Below are 14,616 nucleotides of genomic sequence, written 5' to 3' on the forward strand. Positions count from 1 at the left end.
GATGCAGACCGCCATCCCCTGCCTGGTCATGCGCGGCGGCACCTCCAAGGGCCTCTATTTCAACGCCGCCGACCTGCCCGCCGACCCCGCCCTGCGCGACCGCGTCCTGCTGGCGGCCATGGGCTCGCCCGACCCGCGCCAGATCGACGGCCTGGGCGGGGCCGACTCCCTGACCAGCAAGGTCGCGGTGATCTCGCCCTCGGCCCGGCCCGACGCCGACGTCGACTACCTCTTCCTTCAGGTCTCGGTCGCCGAGGCCGCCGTCACCGATCGCCAGAACTGCGGCAACATCCTCGCGGGCGTCGGCCCCTTCGCGATCGAGCGCGGCCTGGTGACGCCCGGTCCCGCCCGAACGGACGTGCGCATCTTCATGCGCAACACCGACGGCCTGGCCACGGCCCGGATCCAGACCCCGGGCGGCCGGGTGGCGTACGACGGCGACTGCCGGATCGACGGCGTCCCCGGCTCGGCGGCGCCGATCCCGCTGGTCTTCGCCGACGTCGCCGGCTCCTCCTGCGGCGCCCTGCTGCCGACGGGCGAGGTCGTGGACACGATCGAGGGCGTGGCGGTCACCTGCATCGACAACGGCATGCCCGTGGTGATCGTCCGCGCCGCCGACCTGGGCGTGCGGGGCGACGAGGCGCCGGCCATCCTGGAAGCCGATGCCGCTCTCCGCGCCAAGGTCGAGGCCATCCGGCTGGAGGCCGGTCGCCGCATGAACCTGGGCGACGTCTCCGGCACGACGGTGCCGAAGGTCGCCCTGGTCTCGCCGCCCCTCGCCGGCGGCGCGCTGTCGACCCGCAGCTTCATCCCGCACACCGTGCACAAGGCCATCGGCGTGTTCGGCGCGGTCAGCGTCGCCACCGCCGCCTGCCTGCCCGGCTCGGTCGCGGCGTCGGTCGCGGTCCTGCCCACGCTGTCGGGCGAGGTCGCCGTCAGTGTCGAACACCCGACCGGCGAGTTCGCGGCCCTGCTGAGCCTGTCGCCCGACGGCGAGGTCGTCTCGGCCGCCCTGCTGCGCACGGCGCGCCTGCTGATGGCCGGCCAGGTGTTCGTGCCGGCGTCCGTTTGGGACGGCCACCGATGAGCCTGCGCCAGGCCTTGATCGGGTACGGCGAGGTCGGCCGCATCCTGCACGCCGACCTCGTCGCCCGCGGCGTCTCGGACATCGTCGTCCACGACCGCCTGTTCGCCGATCCCGCCTCCCCGCCCTCCCGCGCCGCCGCCGAAGACCAGGCGCGGGTCGCGTCCGGTCTCGCCGAGGCCTGCGCGGGGCGCGACCTCGTCATCAGCGCCGTGACGGCCGGCGAGGCCTTGAACGTCGCCCGCGCCGCAAGGCCGCACCTCGACCAGGCCTGGTTCCTGGACCTCAATTCGGTCTCACCGCAGACCCGTAAGGCCGAGGCCGACGCTTTGGCCGGGAGCAAGGCCCGCTATGTCGAGGGCGCGGTCATGGCGCCGATCGGCCCCAAGCGCCTGCAGACCCCGATCCTCCTGGGCGGCCCCCACGCCGCCGCCGTCGCGCCCTTGCTGGACGCGCTCGGCTTCTCGGTCTCCCCGGCCGGCGAGGAGATCGGCCGCGCCTCGGCGATCAAGCTCTCCCGCAGCATCTTCGTGAAGGGACTGGAGGCGATCGTCACCGAAAGCCTGGCCAGCGCGCGCCACTACGGCGTGGAGGCCGAGGTGCTGGCTTCGCTGGGCAACACCCTGCCCCATCCCGACTGGCCGGCCCTGGCGCGCTACCTGCTGACCCGTCCGCTGGTGCACGGCAAGCGCCGCAGCGAAGAGATGGCCGAGGCCGCGGGGATGCTGGCCGCCGCCGGCCTCGACGCCCCGATGACCCGCGGAACCGTCGAGGTCCAGGCCCGCCAAGGCGCGCTGGGGCTGACCGGCGAACCCTTCGGTCGCCTGGAGGACTTGCTCGACTCCATCGCCGAGCGGACAACAGCCTTGTCCAGCTGCCGGAAGTCCTAGTGCGACGCTATCTCCAACAGCGCCTGAAGTTCCGCCACCTGCGGGTGATCGATGCGATCATCACGCACGAGAGCATCCTGCAGGCCGCCAAGGCCCTGGGCCTGTCCCAACCGGCCCTGACCAAGAGCCTGCAGGAGATCGAGGAGATCGTCGGCGCGCGCCTGTTCGACCGCCACGCGCGCGGCGTCGATCCCACGCCGTTCGGCCTGACGGTCGCGGCCTCGGCCCGCCGGCTGCTGTCCGAGATCAGTCGCCTGGAGGACGACCTGGACGCGCTGGAGGGCGGCGACGGCGGTCCGGTGATCGTCGGCGCCCTGCCCGTGGCGGCCGCCGGCGTGCTCCCCGGCGCCCTGGCGCGCCTGAAGATCGCCCGTCCCGACATCGAGGTGCGGGTCACCCAAGGCCGGACCGAGGAGCTGATCTCGCTGCTGACCCTGCGCGAGATCGACCTGATCATCGGCCAGCTTTACCCCATGCCCGAGGACGACGGCCTGATCCGCACGCCGTTCTATTCCGAGCCGATCTCGGTGCTGGCCCGCAGCGACCATCCGATCTTCGCCGAAGGGCTCGACACCGCCACGGCCCTGACCCGCTACCCGCTCGTCCTGCCCACGGTGTCCCAGCGCGTGGGCCGGGAGATCGACGGCCTCCTGGCCGAGATGGCCGTCGAGCCGCGCCAGCCGCTGCGCTCCAGTTCGGCGGCGATGATCCGCGAGATCCTCTACGCCACCGACAATGTCGCGGTCATGCCGCACATGCTGCTGGCGGGCGACCTGCTGCGCGGCGCGGTCCGCCTCCTGCCCCTGGACATCCCCCAGCGCCCCCGTCCCGCAGGCCTGATCCGGCGCGGCGACACCCAGCTGCTGCGCAACGCCCAGGCCTTCGTCGACGCCGCGCGCGGCTATGTGGGCGAGATCGAGAACCGCCTCGCGAACCGGTTATAGGCGCCCGGCATAAGTTATAACGGCCGCCGGGCGTTGCTTGATATCTCCGAGGACGACCGCCGCTAAGGCGCTTGCACGACATCTCGAGGTTTGAGCGGTGATCATCGACTGCCACGGCCACTACACGACGGCGCCGACCGCCCACGACGCCTGGCGCGAGGCGCAGACCTCGGCCTTCAAGGTCGGCGGCGACATCGATCCGGCCTATCCGCGCATTTCCGACGACGAGATCCGCGAGACCATCGAGAACAACCAGCTGCGCCTGATCCGCGAGCGCGGCGCCGACATGACGGTCTTCTCGCCCCGCGCCTCGACCATGGCCCACCACGTGGGCGACGAGGCCGTCAGCCGGGCCTGGACCCGCCGCTGCAACGACCTGATCAAGCGCGTGGTCGATCTTTTTCCCGAGACCTTCGTCGGGGTCTGCCAGCTGCCGCAGTCGCCCGGCGCGTCGATCGAGCGCTCGATCGGCGAGCTGGAGCGTTGCGTCGAGGAACTGGGCTTCGTCGGCTGCAACCTCAATCCCGACCCCTCGGGCGGCCACTGGACCGCCCCGCCGCTGACCGACCGGTCCTGGTATCCGTTCTTCGAGAAGATGGTCGAGCTGGACGTCCCGGCCATGGTCCACGTCTCCGGCTCGTGCAACCACGCCTTCCACGCCACCGGCGCGCATTACATCAACGCCGACACCACGGCCTTCATGCAGTTCTTGCAAGGCGACCTCTTCAGCGACTTCCCCGACCTGCGCTTCATCATCCCGCACGGCGGCGGGGCGGTCCCCTATCACTGGGGCCGCTATCGGGGCCTGGCCGACATGCTGGGGAGGCCGCTCCTACGCGACCACGTCATGAAGAACGTCTTCTTCGACACCTGCGTCTACCACCAGCCGGGCATCGACCTGCTGTTCCGGGTGATCGACATCGACAACATCCTGTTCGGCTCGGAGATGGTCGGCGCGGTGCGCGGGATCGATCCGGAGACGGGACAATATTTCGACGACACCAAGCGCTATGTCGACGCCCTGCCGATCCCCGAATCCGACAAGCGCAAGGTGTTCGAGCTCAACGCGCGCCGGGTCTATCCGCGCCTGGACGCGATCCTGAAACGGCAGGGACGGTAGGCCGGCCTGATCGGCGTCCAGATGCGGAACGACATTTTGCATCCAAAATATTGACCGATTGCATTCATGCATTGTAGTCCGGTGTCACGCCTGCTTTCGGGCGCTGACGACGGTGGACTGGCATGCGCGACGGCCCGATCAAGATACTGGTTCCGACCGGCTCCCTCGGGGCCGGCGCCTTGGAAGCCGAGGTCGCTTACGGCGTCGCCCAGGGCGCGCGCGCCATCGCCACCGACGCCGGCTCGACCGACAGCGGCGCGGCCTATCTCGCGCTGGGCATCTCGAAGAACAACCGCGGCTCGGTGAAGCGCGACCTGACCATCCTGATGAAGGCGGGCGCGCAGGCGGGCATCCCGCTGATCATCGGCACCAGCGGTCAGGCCGGCGGCGACCGCAACGTCGACTGGACCCGCGACATCGTGCTGGAGGTGGCCGGCGAACTCGGGATCAGCCCGAAGATCGCCCTGCTCTATTCCGAGCAGGACAAGGCCGACCTGAAGGCGCGCAACGCCGCCGGCAAGATCCGGCCCCTGCCGCCGCTGGGCCCGCTCGACGACGCCACGATCGACTCCTGCGAGCACATCGTCGCCGCCATGGGGCCCGAGCCCTACATGGCCGCGCTGCGCGGCGGGGCCGACATCATCCTGGGCGGCCGCACGACCGACACCGCCGTCATCGCCTGCTTCGCCCTGCTGCACGGCGCGCCGTCCGGCCCGTCCTGGCACGCGGCCAAGATCGCCGAGTGCGGGGCCCAGGCCACGGCCGTGCGCAACAAGGGCGCCGGCGTGCTGATCAGCATCGGCGACGACGGCTTCGAGGTCGAACCGCTCAGCCTCGACAACTGGTGCGATCCCGAGAGCGTCTCGGCCCACATGCTGTACGAGAACAGCGACCCGTTCCGGCTGACCGAGCCGGGCGGCGTGCTGGACGTGACCCAAGCCGTCTACACCCAGGCCGACAAACGGTCAGTGAAGGTCACCGGCTCGGTGTGGGAGCCCATGCCCTACACCCTGAAGCTGGAAGGCGCGGCGGCCAGCCGGTTCCAGACGGTCATGCTGATCGGCATCCAGGACCCCGACGTCCTGGCCGACATCGACACCTTCCACGACAACCTGCTGGAGGCGCTGAACCAGCGGGTGCACGCCACCATCGGCGCGGCGGCCGGCGACTTCCACATCTCGCTGCGGCTATACGGCTGGAACGCCCTCTCGGGCGAGAGGCCGCCGAAGGGCACGCCGCCGCCGCGCGAGGTCGGGGTGCTGTTCGTGGCCACCGCCGAGACCCAGGAGATGGCCTCGCAGATCGCCAAGGCCTGCAACCCGTACTTCTTCCACTACCCGCTGTTCATGGACCGCGAGCTGCCCAGCTACGGCTTCGCCTTCAGCCCGGCGGACATCGATCGCGGCCCGGTCTTCGAATTCAAGCTCAACCACGTGGTCGAGGTCGACGATCCGCTGGAGCTGGTCCGCACCGTCTGGATCGACCTTCGCAACGAGGAGGCCGCGTGATGACCACGGTCAAGGACGTCTGCCGCCATGTGCGGTCCAAGAACGCCGGCCCCTTCTGGGTCACGGTCGACCTGTTCTTCGACGGCGAGGCGAACTTCCGGCGCTATCACGACAGCGCCGCCCTCGGGCCGGACCTGTTCGCGCGGCTCTACGGCGCCGACCCCACGCTGGTGAAGCGTTTCGCCGTGCCAAGCCTGCACGTCGTGAAGATCTCGTACCCGCGCGTCACCGCGCAGGGCGGCATGGTCGAGCGCGACATGCACGCGGGCCAGCAGTACGTGCGTCTGCTGGACGTCGAGCTGGACGCGGAGACGGTCGCGTGAGCGCCCTAACCGCCGAGACCGCCGCCGACGCCGAGGCCCGCCTGCGCGTCGACCTGGCCGCCGCCTACCGCCTGGTCGCGCTGTTCGGCTGGGACGACCTGGTCTTCACCCACATCTCGGCGCGTATCCCGGGGCCGGAGCACCACTTCCTGATCAATCCGTACGGCTGGATGTTCGAGGAGATCACCGCCGGTTCGCTGGTGAAGGTCGGGCTGGACGGCCAGGCGATCGGGCCGAACACCGCGATGGTCAATCCGGCCGGCTTCACCATCCATTCCGCGATCCACGAGGCGCGCGAGGACGCCGGCTGCGTCATCCACCTGCACACGGTGGCGGGCACGGCGGTGTCGTCGCAGGAGGAAGGCCTGCTGCCGCTGAACCAGACGGCCATGCTGCTGAACGGCCGCGTCGCCTACCACGATTTCGAGGGCGTGGCCCTGGACCACGACGAGCGCCCGCGCCTGGTCGCCGACCTGGGCGAGCGGGACGTGATGATCCTGCGCAACCACGGCACCCTGACGGTCGGCCGCACGGTGGCCCAGGCCTTCACCCAGATGTACTTCCTGGAGCGGGCCTGCGCGATGCAGGTGGCGGCCCAGGGCGGAACGGTCCGCCTGCCCGCCGATCCGGTGCAGGCCGTGGTCGAGCAGCAGAGCCAGGGCCAGGGCTTCGTCGCCGACCTGCTGGTCTGGCCGGCTCTGTTGCGCAAGCTCGACCGCGTGACCCCCGGCTACGCCGCATGACGGACTCCCGACGGGTGGTCGTCACCCAGCGCTTCTTCGACGACGCGACCGTCGCCTATCTCCAGGCCCACGGCTGCGAGGTGGCCGTCGCCGACCTGCCGCCGGGCAAGGGCGATGGCGACTTCACCCAAGCCGAGCTGGAGACCCTGCTCGCCGACGCGGACGGCTGGATCGTCGGCCATGCCCGCGTGACCCGCGAACTGATGGCCGTCCTGCCCGACCTGAAGATCGTCTCGCGCCGGGGCGTCGGCTATGAGCGCGTCGACCTGGAGGCGGCCCGCGATCTCGGCAAGGTCGTGGCGATCGCGGCCGGCGGCAACGACGCCTCGGTGGCCGACCACGCCATCGCCCTGATGCTCGCCGTTGGTCGCCGTTTCCGGGAGTCGCAGGCCAACATGCTGGCCGGGAATTGGTCGATCCTGATGGGCTCGGACCTGTACCGCAAGACCGTCGGCGTCGTCGGCGCCGGCCGCATCGGCCGCAGCGTCGTCCAGCGCTTGCGCGGCTTCGAGGCGGAGGTGCTGGTCGCCGGCAACCGCCGCGACGACGCCTGGGCCGCCGCCAACGACGTCACCTATTTGGACATGCCGACGCTGCTGGCCAGGTCGGATGTCGTCACCCTGCACGCCCCGCTGACGTCCGAGACGCGCCTGCTGATCGACGCCGAGGCGTTGGCGGCCATGAAGCCGGGCGCGATCCTGATCAACACCGCGCGCGGCGGATTGGTCGACGACGCCGCCCTGCTGGAGGCGCTGAAGAGCGGCCGCCTGGGCGGCGCGGGCCTGGACACCTTCATGAGCGAGAGCGACCCGGCCCTGAAGCCGGTCACCGACGCGCTCCTGGCCCTGCCCAACGTGGTCGCCACGCCGCACGCGGCCGCCTCGTCCCGCGAAGGCCTGGACCGAACCAACAAGGTCGCGGCGGAGTCGGTGGTGGCCGTGCTGGAAGGCCGCGATCCGGCCCCCGGCTGCGTCGTCGCCGACGGACGCCGGCGCTAGCCCATCCGGGGTCCCCGTGGAGGGGACCCCGACCTTCCTCCTATCGCACCGCCGCCGCGATCGCCTCGCCGCAGGCCACCGTGCCCAGCGGGCCGCCGAGGTCGCGGGTGCGCAGCGCCTGGTTGGCCAGCACCGCCTCGATGGCGCTCACCACGGCCGCCGCCCCCTCGCGCTCGCCCAGATGGTCGAGCATCAGCGCCGCCGCCCAGATCTGTCCCACCGGATTGGCGATCCACTGTCCGGCGATGTCGGGCGCCGAGCCGTGCACCGGCTCGAACAGCGAAGGGAACTTCCGCTCCGGATTGATGTTGGCCGCCGGGGCGATGCCGATGGTGCCGGTGCAGGCGGGGCCCAGGTCCGACAGGATGTCGCCGAACAGGTTGGAGGCCACCACCACGTCGAACCAGTCGGGGTGCTGCACGAAATGCGCGGTCAGGATGTCGATATGGTACTTGTCCCAGCGCACGTCCGGATAGCTGGCCGCCATCGCCTCCACCCGCTCGTCCCAGTAGGGCATGGTGATCGAGATGCCGTTGGACTTGGTCGCGGAGGTGAGATGCTTGTTCTCCCGGCGCTGGGCCAGGTCGAAGGCGTATTTCAGCACGCGGTCGACCCCGATGCGGGTCATCACCGTCTCCTGCACCACCACCTCGCGCTCGGTGCCGGGGAAGATCTTCCCGCCGATCGAGGAGTATTCGCCCTCGGTGTTCTCGCGCACGACGTAGAAGTCGATGTCGCCCGGCCCGCGCCCGGCCAGCGGGCTGGGCACGCCCGGCATCAGCTTCACGGGGCGCAGGTTCACATACTGATCGAACTCGCGCCGGAACTGGATCAGCGAGCCCCACAGCGAGACATGGTCAGGCACCGTCTCGGGCCAGCCGACCGCGCCGAAGAAGATGGCGTCATGACCACCGATCAGCGTCTTCCAGTCGTCCGGCATCATCTGGCCGTGCCGGAGATAGTAGTCGCAGGAGGCGAAATCGAAGTGGTCGTACTCGAACCGGCAGCCGTATTTCGCCGACACGGCGTCCAGCACGCGCAGGCCCTCGGGCACGACCTCCTTGCCGATCCCGTCCCCGGGGATGACTGCGATGCGGTAGGTGCGGTTGGTGCTCATCGGAACTCTCGGGAAGCGACGGACGGATCGATCAGGATCGCCCGGAAGTCGTTGACGTTTGTCAGGGTCGGGCCGGTGACCACAAGCCCCCCGACCGCCTGGAAGAAGCCGTAGCCGTCGTTGTCGTCCAGCCGGTCGCGGGCGTTGAGGCCCAGCCGCCGGGCCAGCGTCGGCGTCTCAGGCCCCAGCACGGCGCCGGCGTTGTCCTCGGAGCCGTCGATGCCGTCGGTGTCGGCGGCGAGGGCGTGCACGCCGGGCAGGCCGTCCAGCGCCACGGCCAGGGCCAGCAGGAACTCGGCGTTGCGCCCGCCGCGACCGCCGCCGCGCACGGTCACCGTGGTCTCGCCGCCGGACAGGACCGCCCAGCGGCCGCGTCGACGCCGGGTCAGGGCCATCAGGCATTGGACGAGATCGGCGTGCTCGCCCGCGATCTCTCGCGCCTCGCCCTCGATCCGGTCGCCCAGGACCACCGGCGTGTAGCCGTGCTCGCGCGCGACGGCGGCGGCGGCCTCCAGCGACTTGGCGGGCGTGGCGATCATCCGGACGTCGGCGCGAACCGCGTCCGGCCCGGGTGTCTCGCTGCGCGGATCCAGCAGCCAGGCGCGGACGGCGTCGGGTACGGTGTCCAGCCGACGCTCGAGGATCGCCAGGGCCTCGGCCGAGGTCCTCGGATCGCCCAGGGTCGGGCCCGAGGCGATCACCGCCGGGTCGTCGCCGGGCACGTCGGAGATGACCAGGGTGACCACCTTGGTCGGCGCGGCCGCCAGCGCCAGCCGGCCGCCCTTGATGGCCGAAAGATGCTTGCGCACGCAGTTGATCTCGCCGATCGGCGCGCCGGATTTCAGCAACGCCCGGGTGACCGCCTGCTTGTCGGCAAGGGTGACGCCCTCCCCCGGGGCCGCCAGCAGCGCCGAGCCGCCCCCGGAGAGCAGGCAGAGCACCAGGTCGTCCTCGGTGAGCCCCCTCACCCGCTCCAGGATCGCCTGAGCCGCCCGCGCCCCGGCCGCGTCGGACACCGGGTGGGCGGCCTCCACGACCTCGATGCGCTCGCAGGGGATCGCGTGCCCGTAGCGTGTGACCACCAGGCCCGACAGCGGTTCGGGCCAGTGCGTCTCGACGGCTCGCGCCATCGCCGCCGCCGCCTTCCCCGCCCCGACCACGATCGTCCGCCCGCGCGGCGGGTCAGGCAGGAACGACGGCAGCCGCGACGCCGGCGAGGCGGCGTCGACCGCGGCGTCGAACATGGCGCGAAGAAGGACCCCGGGCTGCATCAGCACCCCGGGGCCAGGGAAGGACCAGGGCCGCGTCGATGACGCGCGCCCGATCCGCTCGAGGTCATGGTCAGCGGGTCCAGTTGAAGGTCACGCCGAAGGTGCGCGGCGGGGCGTAGGCGCCGAAGTTCGCGCCCAGGAACGAGCCCTGGAAGGTGCGCGTGACCTCGTCGCTCAGGTTCTTGCCCCACAGGGACAGCGACCAGCGGTCGTGCGGCTCGGTGTAGACGATACGGCCGTCATAGAAATTGGTCGGCGACCGCCGTTCCGGACCCTCGTTGGAATTGTCGTCCCAGATGCTGCTTTCGTAGCGGTAGTCGATCGCGAAGCGCACCGCGCCGCCGCCCGCCAGCGACCAGTCGTACGAGGGCGACAGCACCACCTTGTGCTTGGGCACGCGGGCGATCTGGTTGCCGGCGTAGCTGACGCCGGGCTCGGCCTCGTACTCGTCGAATTTGGCGTCGGTGTAGCCGTAGGACGCCACCAGCTTGGCGCCGTGGAACGGCCGCCAGCTGAGATAGGTCTCGTAGCCCTTGATGGTGGCCGCGCCGGCGTTGTCGGTGACCACCGCGCCGCTGGGCACGGTCCGGCGGGTCTGCAGGTCGCTGTAGTCCATCCAGTAGAGGGTGTTGTTCCAGACCAGCGCGCCGCCCAGGAAGGTGCTCTTCTGGCCGAGCTCGTACTGGGTGGCGTGCTCGGGATCGAACGCGTCGCCCGCCTCCTCCGCCGTCGCCGGCAGGTCCTGGAACCCGCCGCTTTTGAAGCCGGTCGAGATCATCGCGTAGAACAGGTTGTTCTTGTCCGGCTGGAAGTTGACGCCGGTCCGCCAGGTCACCGCGTCGAACGAGGCCGAGGACGAGACGTCGAACGGCCCCTCGGCGCGGAACAGCGAGTCCCCGGCCAGGTCGTCGACGCGGTAGTCCTTCTTGTCCTTCGAGTAGCGCAGGCCGCCGATCACCGCGAAGCGCTCGCCCACCGGCACGGTGACGTCGCCGTAGACCGCGTAGCTCTTCAGCTGGGCGTCCTGGGTGAAGACCTCGGTTCCGGCCCCGCCGATGTCGAGCACCAGGGTGTCGGTCCGGTGCGTGTCGCTGTTGAAGTTGTAGAGGCCGACCACCCACTGGACCGGGCTGTCCGGCAGGGAGGAGAGCCGCAGCTCGTGGCTGGAGGCGTCGCTTGTCTCGGCGTTGCCGCCCTCGATGCCGATGAAGTTGGTCGACGGGTTGCCGCCGTCGAAGTCGTAATAGGCGTCGTAGTCGAGGTCGCGGTACGAGCCCAGATAGGTCAGGGTCGCGAACGACAGGTCCCAGTCGGCCTGGAAGCGCAGGCCCCAGGTGTCGCGGTCCTGGTGGCCGTCGATCGAGCCCGCCGAATGGTCGCGATCCCGATCCACGGTCCAGAAGGCCGCGTACGGGCTGCTGTCATCCAGATCGAGCACGTGCTGTCCGGGACCGGTCCCGCGGTCGCGCGTGCCGTCGACGCCCGCCTGGACGCGGAAGGTCGGGCTGAGTTCGGCCGCCACCTGGAACCGGCCGCTCAGGGTGTCCTGGTCCTCCAGCGAGCCGTCGGTGAAGGTGTTGTCGACATAGCCGTCATGCTTGCGCCAGGCGGCGCTGGCGCGCACGGCGGCCTTTCCGTCGGCGAAGGGCGCGTTGACGAAGCCCGCGCCCTCGAACCGGTCGTAGTTCCCGACCGTCGCCTCGACGCCCGTGTCGAAGCCGGTCAGGCTCGGGCGCTTGGACACGACATTGACCGCGCCGCCGACGACGTTGCGGCCGTACAGCGTGCCCTGGGGTCCCTTCAGCACCTCGATCCGCTCGACGTCGAACGCGTCGAAGGCGACCATGGCCGGGCGGCCCAGATAGATCTCGTCGAGGAAGACGGCCGAGCTCGGATCGCCCGCGGCCCCGCGGTCGGTCGAGCCGATGCCGCGGATGGCGATGCGCGGCTGCGAGGCCGGGAAGGCGTCGAACTCCAGGCCCGGCGTGCGGCTGGAGACGTCGTCGATCTCACGGATCCGGGCTTCCTTCACCTGCTCGGCGCCGAAGGCGGTCACGGTCACCGGCACGTCCTGCAGGCGTTCGCTGCGGCGCTGGGCGGTGACGACCACCTCGTCGAGCATGGCGTTGTCGGCCGACGCGGCCTGGGCCAGCGCGTGACCGGCGGACATCAGCGCCGTCGCGGCGACGCCACACGCCAGCACCTTGCGGCTCATCGAGACCATATCGCCCTCCCCTGGGGTCATTATTGAACCCCGTCTCAGCGGGGATGCCGGGACGATAGACAGCCTGGATGCTGTCGGTCAACAGATTGCATCCAATTTTATGTCTGTTTGAATGTGATCCTTGACGATGGAGGATGCGGGCGGCAGGTTCCCTAGCGAAGGGTCGCGATCGCGAGGATGCGCGCCTTGGTGCGAAGGACGTGTTCGATCATGAGGCGCTCGGCCCCCTCGCCATCCCCCGCGCGGATCGCCGCCAGCAGGTTCTCGTGATCGGCCTGCGACTGAACGATGTGCGGCGGGACGGTCGCCGCGATCTGGCGCGCGCGGGGCGGCACATGGGCCGCGACCGTCGGCGACACCCGCACCGCGTCGCCGAACACCGGATAGAGGATCGTCATCCGCATGGCGTGGCGCAGCACCAGGTTGTTGGCGGCGTGATGGATCCGGCGGTGGAAGATCCAGTTGCAGTCGTACCACTCGTATTCGATGGCTTCGGACCACTCGCCGCGATCGACGATAGCGCGGCCGCGCGCCACCAGCTCGTCCAGTGGCTGGAGCCCCTCCTCGGTCCAGCCCTGCTCGATCGACAGCCGGCAGGCCAGGCCCTCGATCCGCGCGCGCACCTCGATCGAGTCGTAGATGTCGCCCAGGGTCACGGCGCGGACGGTGTAGCCCCGGTTCATGTTGTAGAGCACCAGCCCCTCGGCCGAGAGCACGGCCAGGGCGCTGCGCACCGGCGTGCGCGAGACGTCGAGCTGGGTCGCCAGGGCCTCGGCGCGCAGGCGCGTGCCGGGCGCGATCTCGCCGGTGACGATCATCTCGCGCAGTCGGGTCAGCACCGTATGGGTGGCCGGCTCGGTGTTCTGGGGATCGGCCAAAGCCTCGGCGCCGTCCGTCATCTTCGCCCCCGCCATCGCATGCTCCGAGAATCTTCCTGTCGCCCCACGGTGAGCGATCCCCCGGAGCGATACAATCATCCGGCGCCGCGCGTCCCCCTCATTCAACCATCCGCCCCCGGCCGATCGCCGACGGAGACCTCCACGTGACGCCCAGCATCTTCCTGAATCCGGCCTTCCTTGGCCTGGCCATGGTCATGACCTTCATGACGCTGATCATGACCAAGCGCATGTCGGCGATCGCCGCCCTGCTGCTGGTGCCGATCCTGTTCGGCCTGATTGCGGGCGCCGGCGCGGGGCTGGGCCCGATGATGATCAAGGGCGTCCTGCAGGTCGCCCCCACCGCGCTGATGCTGGCCTTCGCCGTGCTCTACTTCGCGATCATGATGGACGCGGGCCTGTTCGATCCGCTGGTGAGGAAGGTGCTGGCCACGGTCGGCGAGGACCCCGTGCGCATCGCCCTGGGCACCGCCGTGCTGGCGACCGTGGTCTCGCTGGACGGCGACGGCACCACGACGGCGCTGATCGTCATCACCGCCATGCTGCCCGTCTATCGCAAGGTCGGGATGAACCCGCTGATCCTCGCCACCCTGCTGGGCTCGACCAATTCCCTGATGAACTTCGTGCCCTGGGGCGGACCGTCGGCGCGCGCGGCCAGCGCCGTTCATGCCGACCTGGCCCAGGTCTTCCTGCCCCTGTTGCCGGCGATGATCGCCGGGCTCGCCGGCGTCTACGGCCTGGCCTGGCTGTTCGGCCGGTCCGAGCGTCGGCGCCTGGCGGGAGCCGCGCCCGGCGCGACGATCGCCGACCAGCCCGTCGTCGCGCTCGCGCCGCCCGCCGACACGGAGGCCGCCGCCCTCCGCCGGCCCCGGCTGTTCTGGCTGAACCTCGTCCTGACCGTGGGCCTGCTGCTGGGGATGATCCTGAGCCTGGCGCCGCTGCCCGTCCTGATGATGGGCGCGTTCGCCGTCGCCGTGACGATCAACTATCCGAACCTGCGCGAGCAGAAGGCGCGGATCGCCGCTCATGCCGACAACGTCGTCAATGTGGTGGTGCTGATCTTCTCGGCCGGCGCCTTCACCGGCATCCTGAACGGCACGGGCATGGCCGACGCCATGGCCACCGCCGCCCTGTCGGTCATCCCGCCGAACATCGGACCGTTCCTGGCGCCGATCACCGCCCTGGCCAGCATGCCGCTGACCTTCGTGATGTCGAACGACGCCTACTATTTCGGCGTGGTGCCGGTGATCGCCCAGACCGCCGCCCACTACGGCATCGCGCCCGAGGCCATCGCCCGCGCCTCCCTGATCGGACAGCCGGTCCACGCGCTCAGCCCGCTGCTGGCGCCGATCTACCTGGCGTGCGGCCTGCTGGGCGTGGACGTCGCCGACGCCCAGCGGTTCGCCCTGAAGTGGGCGGTGCTGATCTGCCTGCTGGTGCTGGGCGCAGCCCTCCTGACGGGAGCCGTGCCCCTGGTCGCCGGCTAGCGGCGGCCTCG

13 protein-coding genes are annotated in these 14,616 nt (G+C 70.4%); 9 read left to right on the top strand and 4 right to left on the bottom strand.

What is annotated here, in order from left to right; genetic code table 11:
- Position 1: 1 nt before the first annotated feature.
- The 8 genes from WAE60_RS00640 (at position 2) to WAE60_RS00675 (ending at position 7,610) form a co-directional block, all read left to right on the top strand.
- The gene (locus WAE60_RS00640; protein ID WP_337684372.1) at positions 2-1,087 is read left to right on the top strand and encodes a 4-oxalomesaconate tautomerase; all 1,086 of its coding nucleotides are present in this window, start codon (positions 2-4) and stop codon (positions 1,085-1,087) included.
- Positions 1,084-1,974: a DUF1932 domain-containing protein gene (locus WAE60_RS00645; RefSeq protein WP_337684374.1), complete on the top strand. Its 891-nt coding sequence runs from the start codon at positions 1,084-1,086 to the stop codon at positions 1,972-1,974. Before WAE60_RS00640 ends, WAE60_RS00645 begins: the two co-directional genes overlap by 4 nt.
- On the top strand, positions 1,974-2,918 hold the full coding sequence (locus tag WAE60_RS00650; protein WP_337684377.1) for a LysR substrate-binding domain-containing protein: 945 nt from the start codon (positions 1,974-1,976) through the stop codon (positions 2,916-2,918). Before WAE60_RS00645 ends, WAE60_RS00650 begins: the two co-directional genes overlap by 1 nt.
- A gap of 97 nt (positions 2,919-3,015) precedes the next feature.
- Positions 3,016-4,038, top strand: a complete 1,023-nt coding sequence (locus WAE60_RS00655; protein ID WP_337684378.1) for an amidohydrolase family protein — start codon at positions 3,016-3,018, stop codon at positions 4,036-4,038.
- A gap of 122 nt (positions 4,039-4,160) precedes the next feature.
- The gene (locus WAE60_RS00660) at positions 4,161-5,546 is read left to right on the top strand and encodes an acyclic terpene utilization AtuA family protein (protein WP_337684381.1); all 1,386 of its coding nucleotides are present in this window, start codon (positions 4,161-4,163) and stop codon (positions 5,544-5,546) included.
- Complete coding sequence (locus WAE60_RS00665; RefSeq protein WP_029915061.1) at positions 5,546-5,869, top strand: DUF4387 domain-containing protein; 324 nt, start codon at positions 5,546-5,548, stop codon at positions 5,867-5,869. Before WAE60_RS00660 ends, WAE60_RS00665 begins: the two co-directional genes overlap by 1 nt.
- Positions 5,866-6,612, top strand: coding sequence for a class II aldolase/adducin family protein (locus tag WAE60_RS00670; RefSeq protein ID WP_337684382.1), 747 nt, complete (start codon positions 5,866-5,868; stop codon positions 6,610-6,612). The genes WAE60_RS00665 and WAE60_RS00670 overlap by 4 nt, the downstream gene beginning before the upstream one ends.
- The gene (locus WAE60_RS00675) at positions 6,609-7,610 is read left to right on the top strand and encodes a phosphoglycerate dehydrogenase (RefSeq protein ID WP_337684384.1); all 1,002 of its coding nucleotides are present in this window, start codon (positions 6,609-6,611) and stop codon (positions 7,608-7,610) included. The genes WAE60_RS00670 and WAE60_RS00675 overlap by 4 nt, the downstream gene beginning before the upstream one ends.
- A gap of 40 nt (positions 7,611-7,650) precedes the next feature.
- Here WAE60_RS00675 and WAE60_RS00680 read toward each other — a convergent pair whose 3' ends face one another.
- The 4 genes from WAE60_RS00680 to WAE60_RS00695 form a co-directional block, all read right to left on the bottom strand.
- Positions 7,651-8,727: a tartrate dehydrogenase gene (locus WAE60_RS00680; protein ID WP_337684385.1), complete on the bottom strand. Its 1,077-nt coding sequence runs from the start codon at positions 8,725-8,727 to the stop codon at positions 7,651-7,653.
- Positions 8,724-9,971 carry a glycerate kinase gene (locus tag WAE60_RS00685; protein WP_337684386.1) on the bottom strand — a complete coding sequence of 416 codons (1,248 nt, stop codon included), beginning with the start codon at positions 9,969-9,971 and terminating at the stop codon, positions 8,724-8,726. Before WAE60_RS00685 ends, WAE60_RS00680 begins: the two co-directional genes overlap by 4 nt.
- A gap of 97 nt (positions 9,972-10,068) precedes the next feature.
- Positions 10,069-12,222 (bottom strand): TonB-dependent receptor, encoded by a 2,154-nt coding sequence (locus WAE60_RS00690; protein WP_337684387.1) that lies wholly within the window; start codon positions 12,220-12,222, stop codon positions 10,069-10,071.
- Positions 12,223-12,374: 152 nt separating this feature from the next.
- Positions 12,375-13,121, bottom strand: a complete 747-nt coding sequence (locus tag WAE60_RS00695) for a GntR family transcriptional regulator (RefSeq protein ID WP_337684388.1) — start codon at positions 13,119-13,121, stop codon at positions 12,375-12,377.
- A 143-nt stretch (positions 13,122-13,264) separates the two neighbouring features.
- Between WAE60_RS00695 and WAE60_RS00700 the strand changes: the two genes are divergently transcribed.
- Complete coding sequence (locus WAE60_RS00700) at positions 13,265-14,605, top strand: citrate:proton symporter (protein WP_337684389.1); 1,341 nt, start codon at positions 13,265-13,267, stop codon at positions 14,603-14,605.
- Positions 14,606-14,616 lie beyond the last annotated feature (11 nt).

Source organism: Caulobacter sp. CCG-8 (assembly GCF_037402475.1).
GTDB lineage: Bacteria > Pseudomonadota > Alphaproteobacteria > Caulobacterales > Caulobacteraceae > Caulobacter.

What these genes read in the sequence shown, in the direction of transcription:
- WAE60_RS00640 (WP_337684372.1), top strand. Translation starts at nt 2, where the DNA reads ATGCAGACCGCCATCCCCTGCCTGGTCATGCGCGGCGGCACCTCCAAG.
- WAE60_RS00645 (WP_337684374.1), top strand. Translation starts at nt 1,084, where the DNA reads ATGAGCCTGCGCCAGGCCTTGATCGGGTACGGCGAGGTCGGCCGCATC.
- WAE60_RS00660 (WP_337684381.1), top strand. Translation starts at nt 4,161, where the DNA reads ATGCGCGACGGCCCGATCAAGATACTGGTTCCGACCGGCTCCCTCGGG.
- WAE60_RS00665 (WP_029915061.1), top strand. Translation starts at nt 5,546, where the DNA reads ATGACCACGGTCAAGGACGTCTGCCGCCATGTGCGGTCCAAGAACGCC.
- WAE60_RS00675 (WP_337684384.1), top strand. Translation starts at nt 6,609, where the DNA reads ATGACGGACTCCCGACGGGTGGTCGTCACCCAGCGCTTCTTCGACGAC.
- WAE60_RS00680 (WP_337684385.1), bottom strand. Translation starts at nt 8,727, where the DNA reads ATGAGCACCAACCGCACCTACCGCATCGCAGTCATCCCCGGGGACGGG.
- WAE60_RS00685 (WP_337684386.1), bottom strand. Translation starts at nt 9,971, where the DNA reads ATGTTCGACGCCGCGGTCGACGCCGCCTCGCCGGCGTCGCGGCTGCCG.
- WAE60_RS00690 (WP_337684387.1), bottom strand. Translation starts at nt 12,222, where the DNA reads ATGGTCTCGATGAGCCGCAAGGTGCTGGCGTGTGGCGTCGCCGCGACG.
- WAE60_RS00695 (WP_337684388.1), bottom strand. Translation starts at nt 13,121, where the DNA reads ATGACGGACGGCGCCGAGGCTTTGGCCGATCCCCAGAACACCGAGCCG.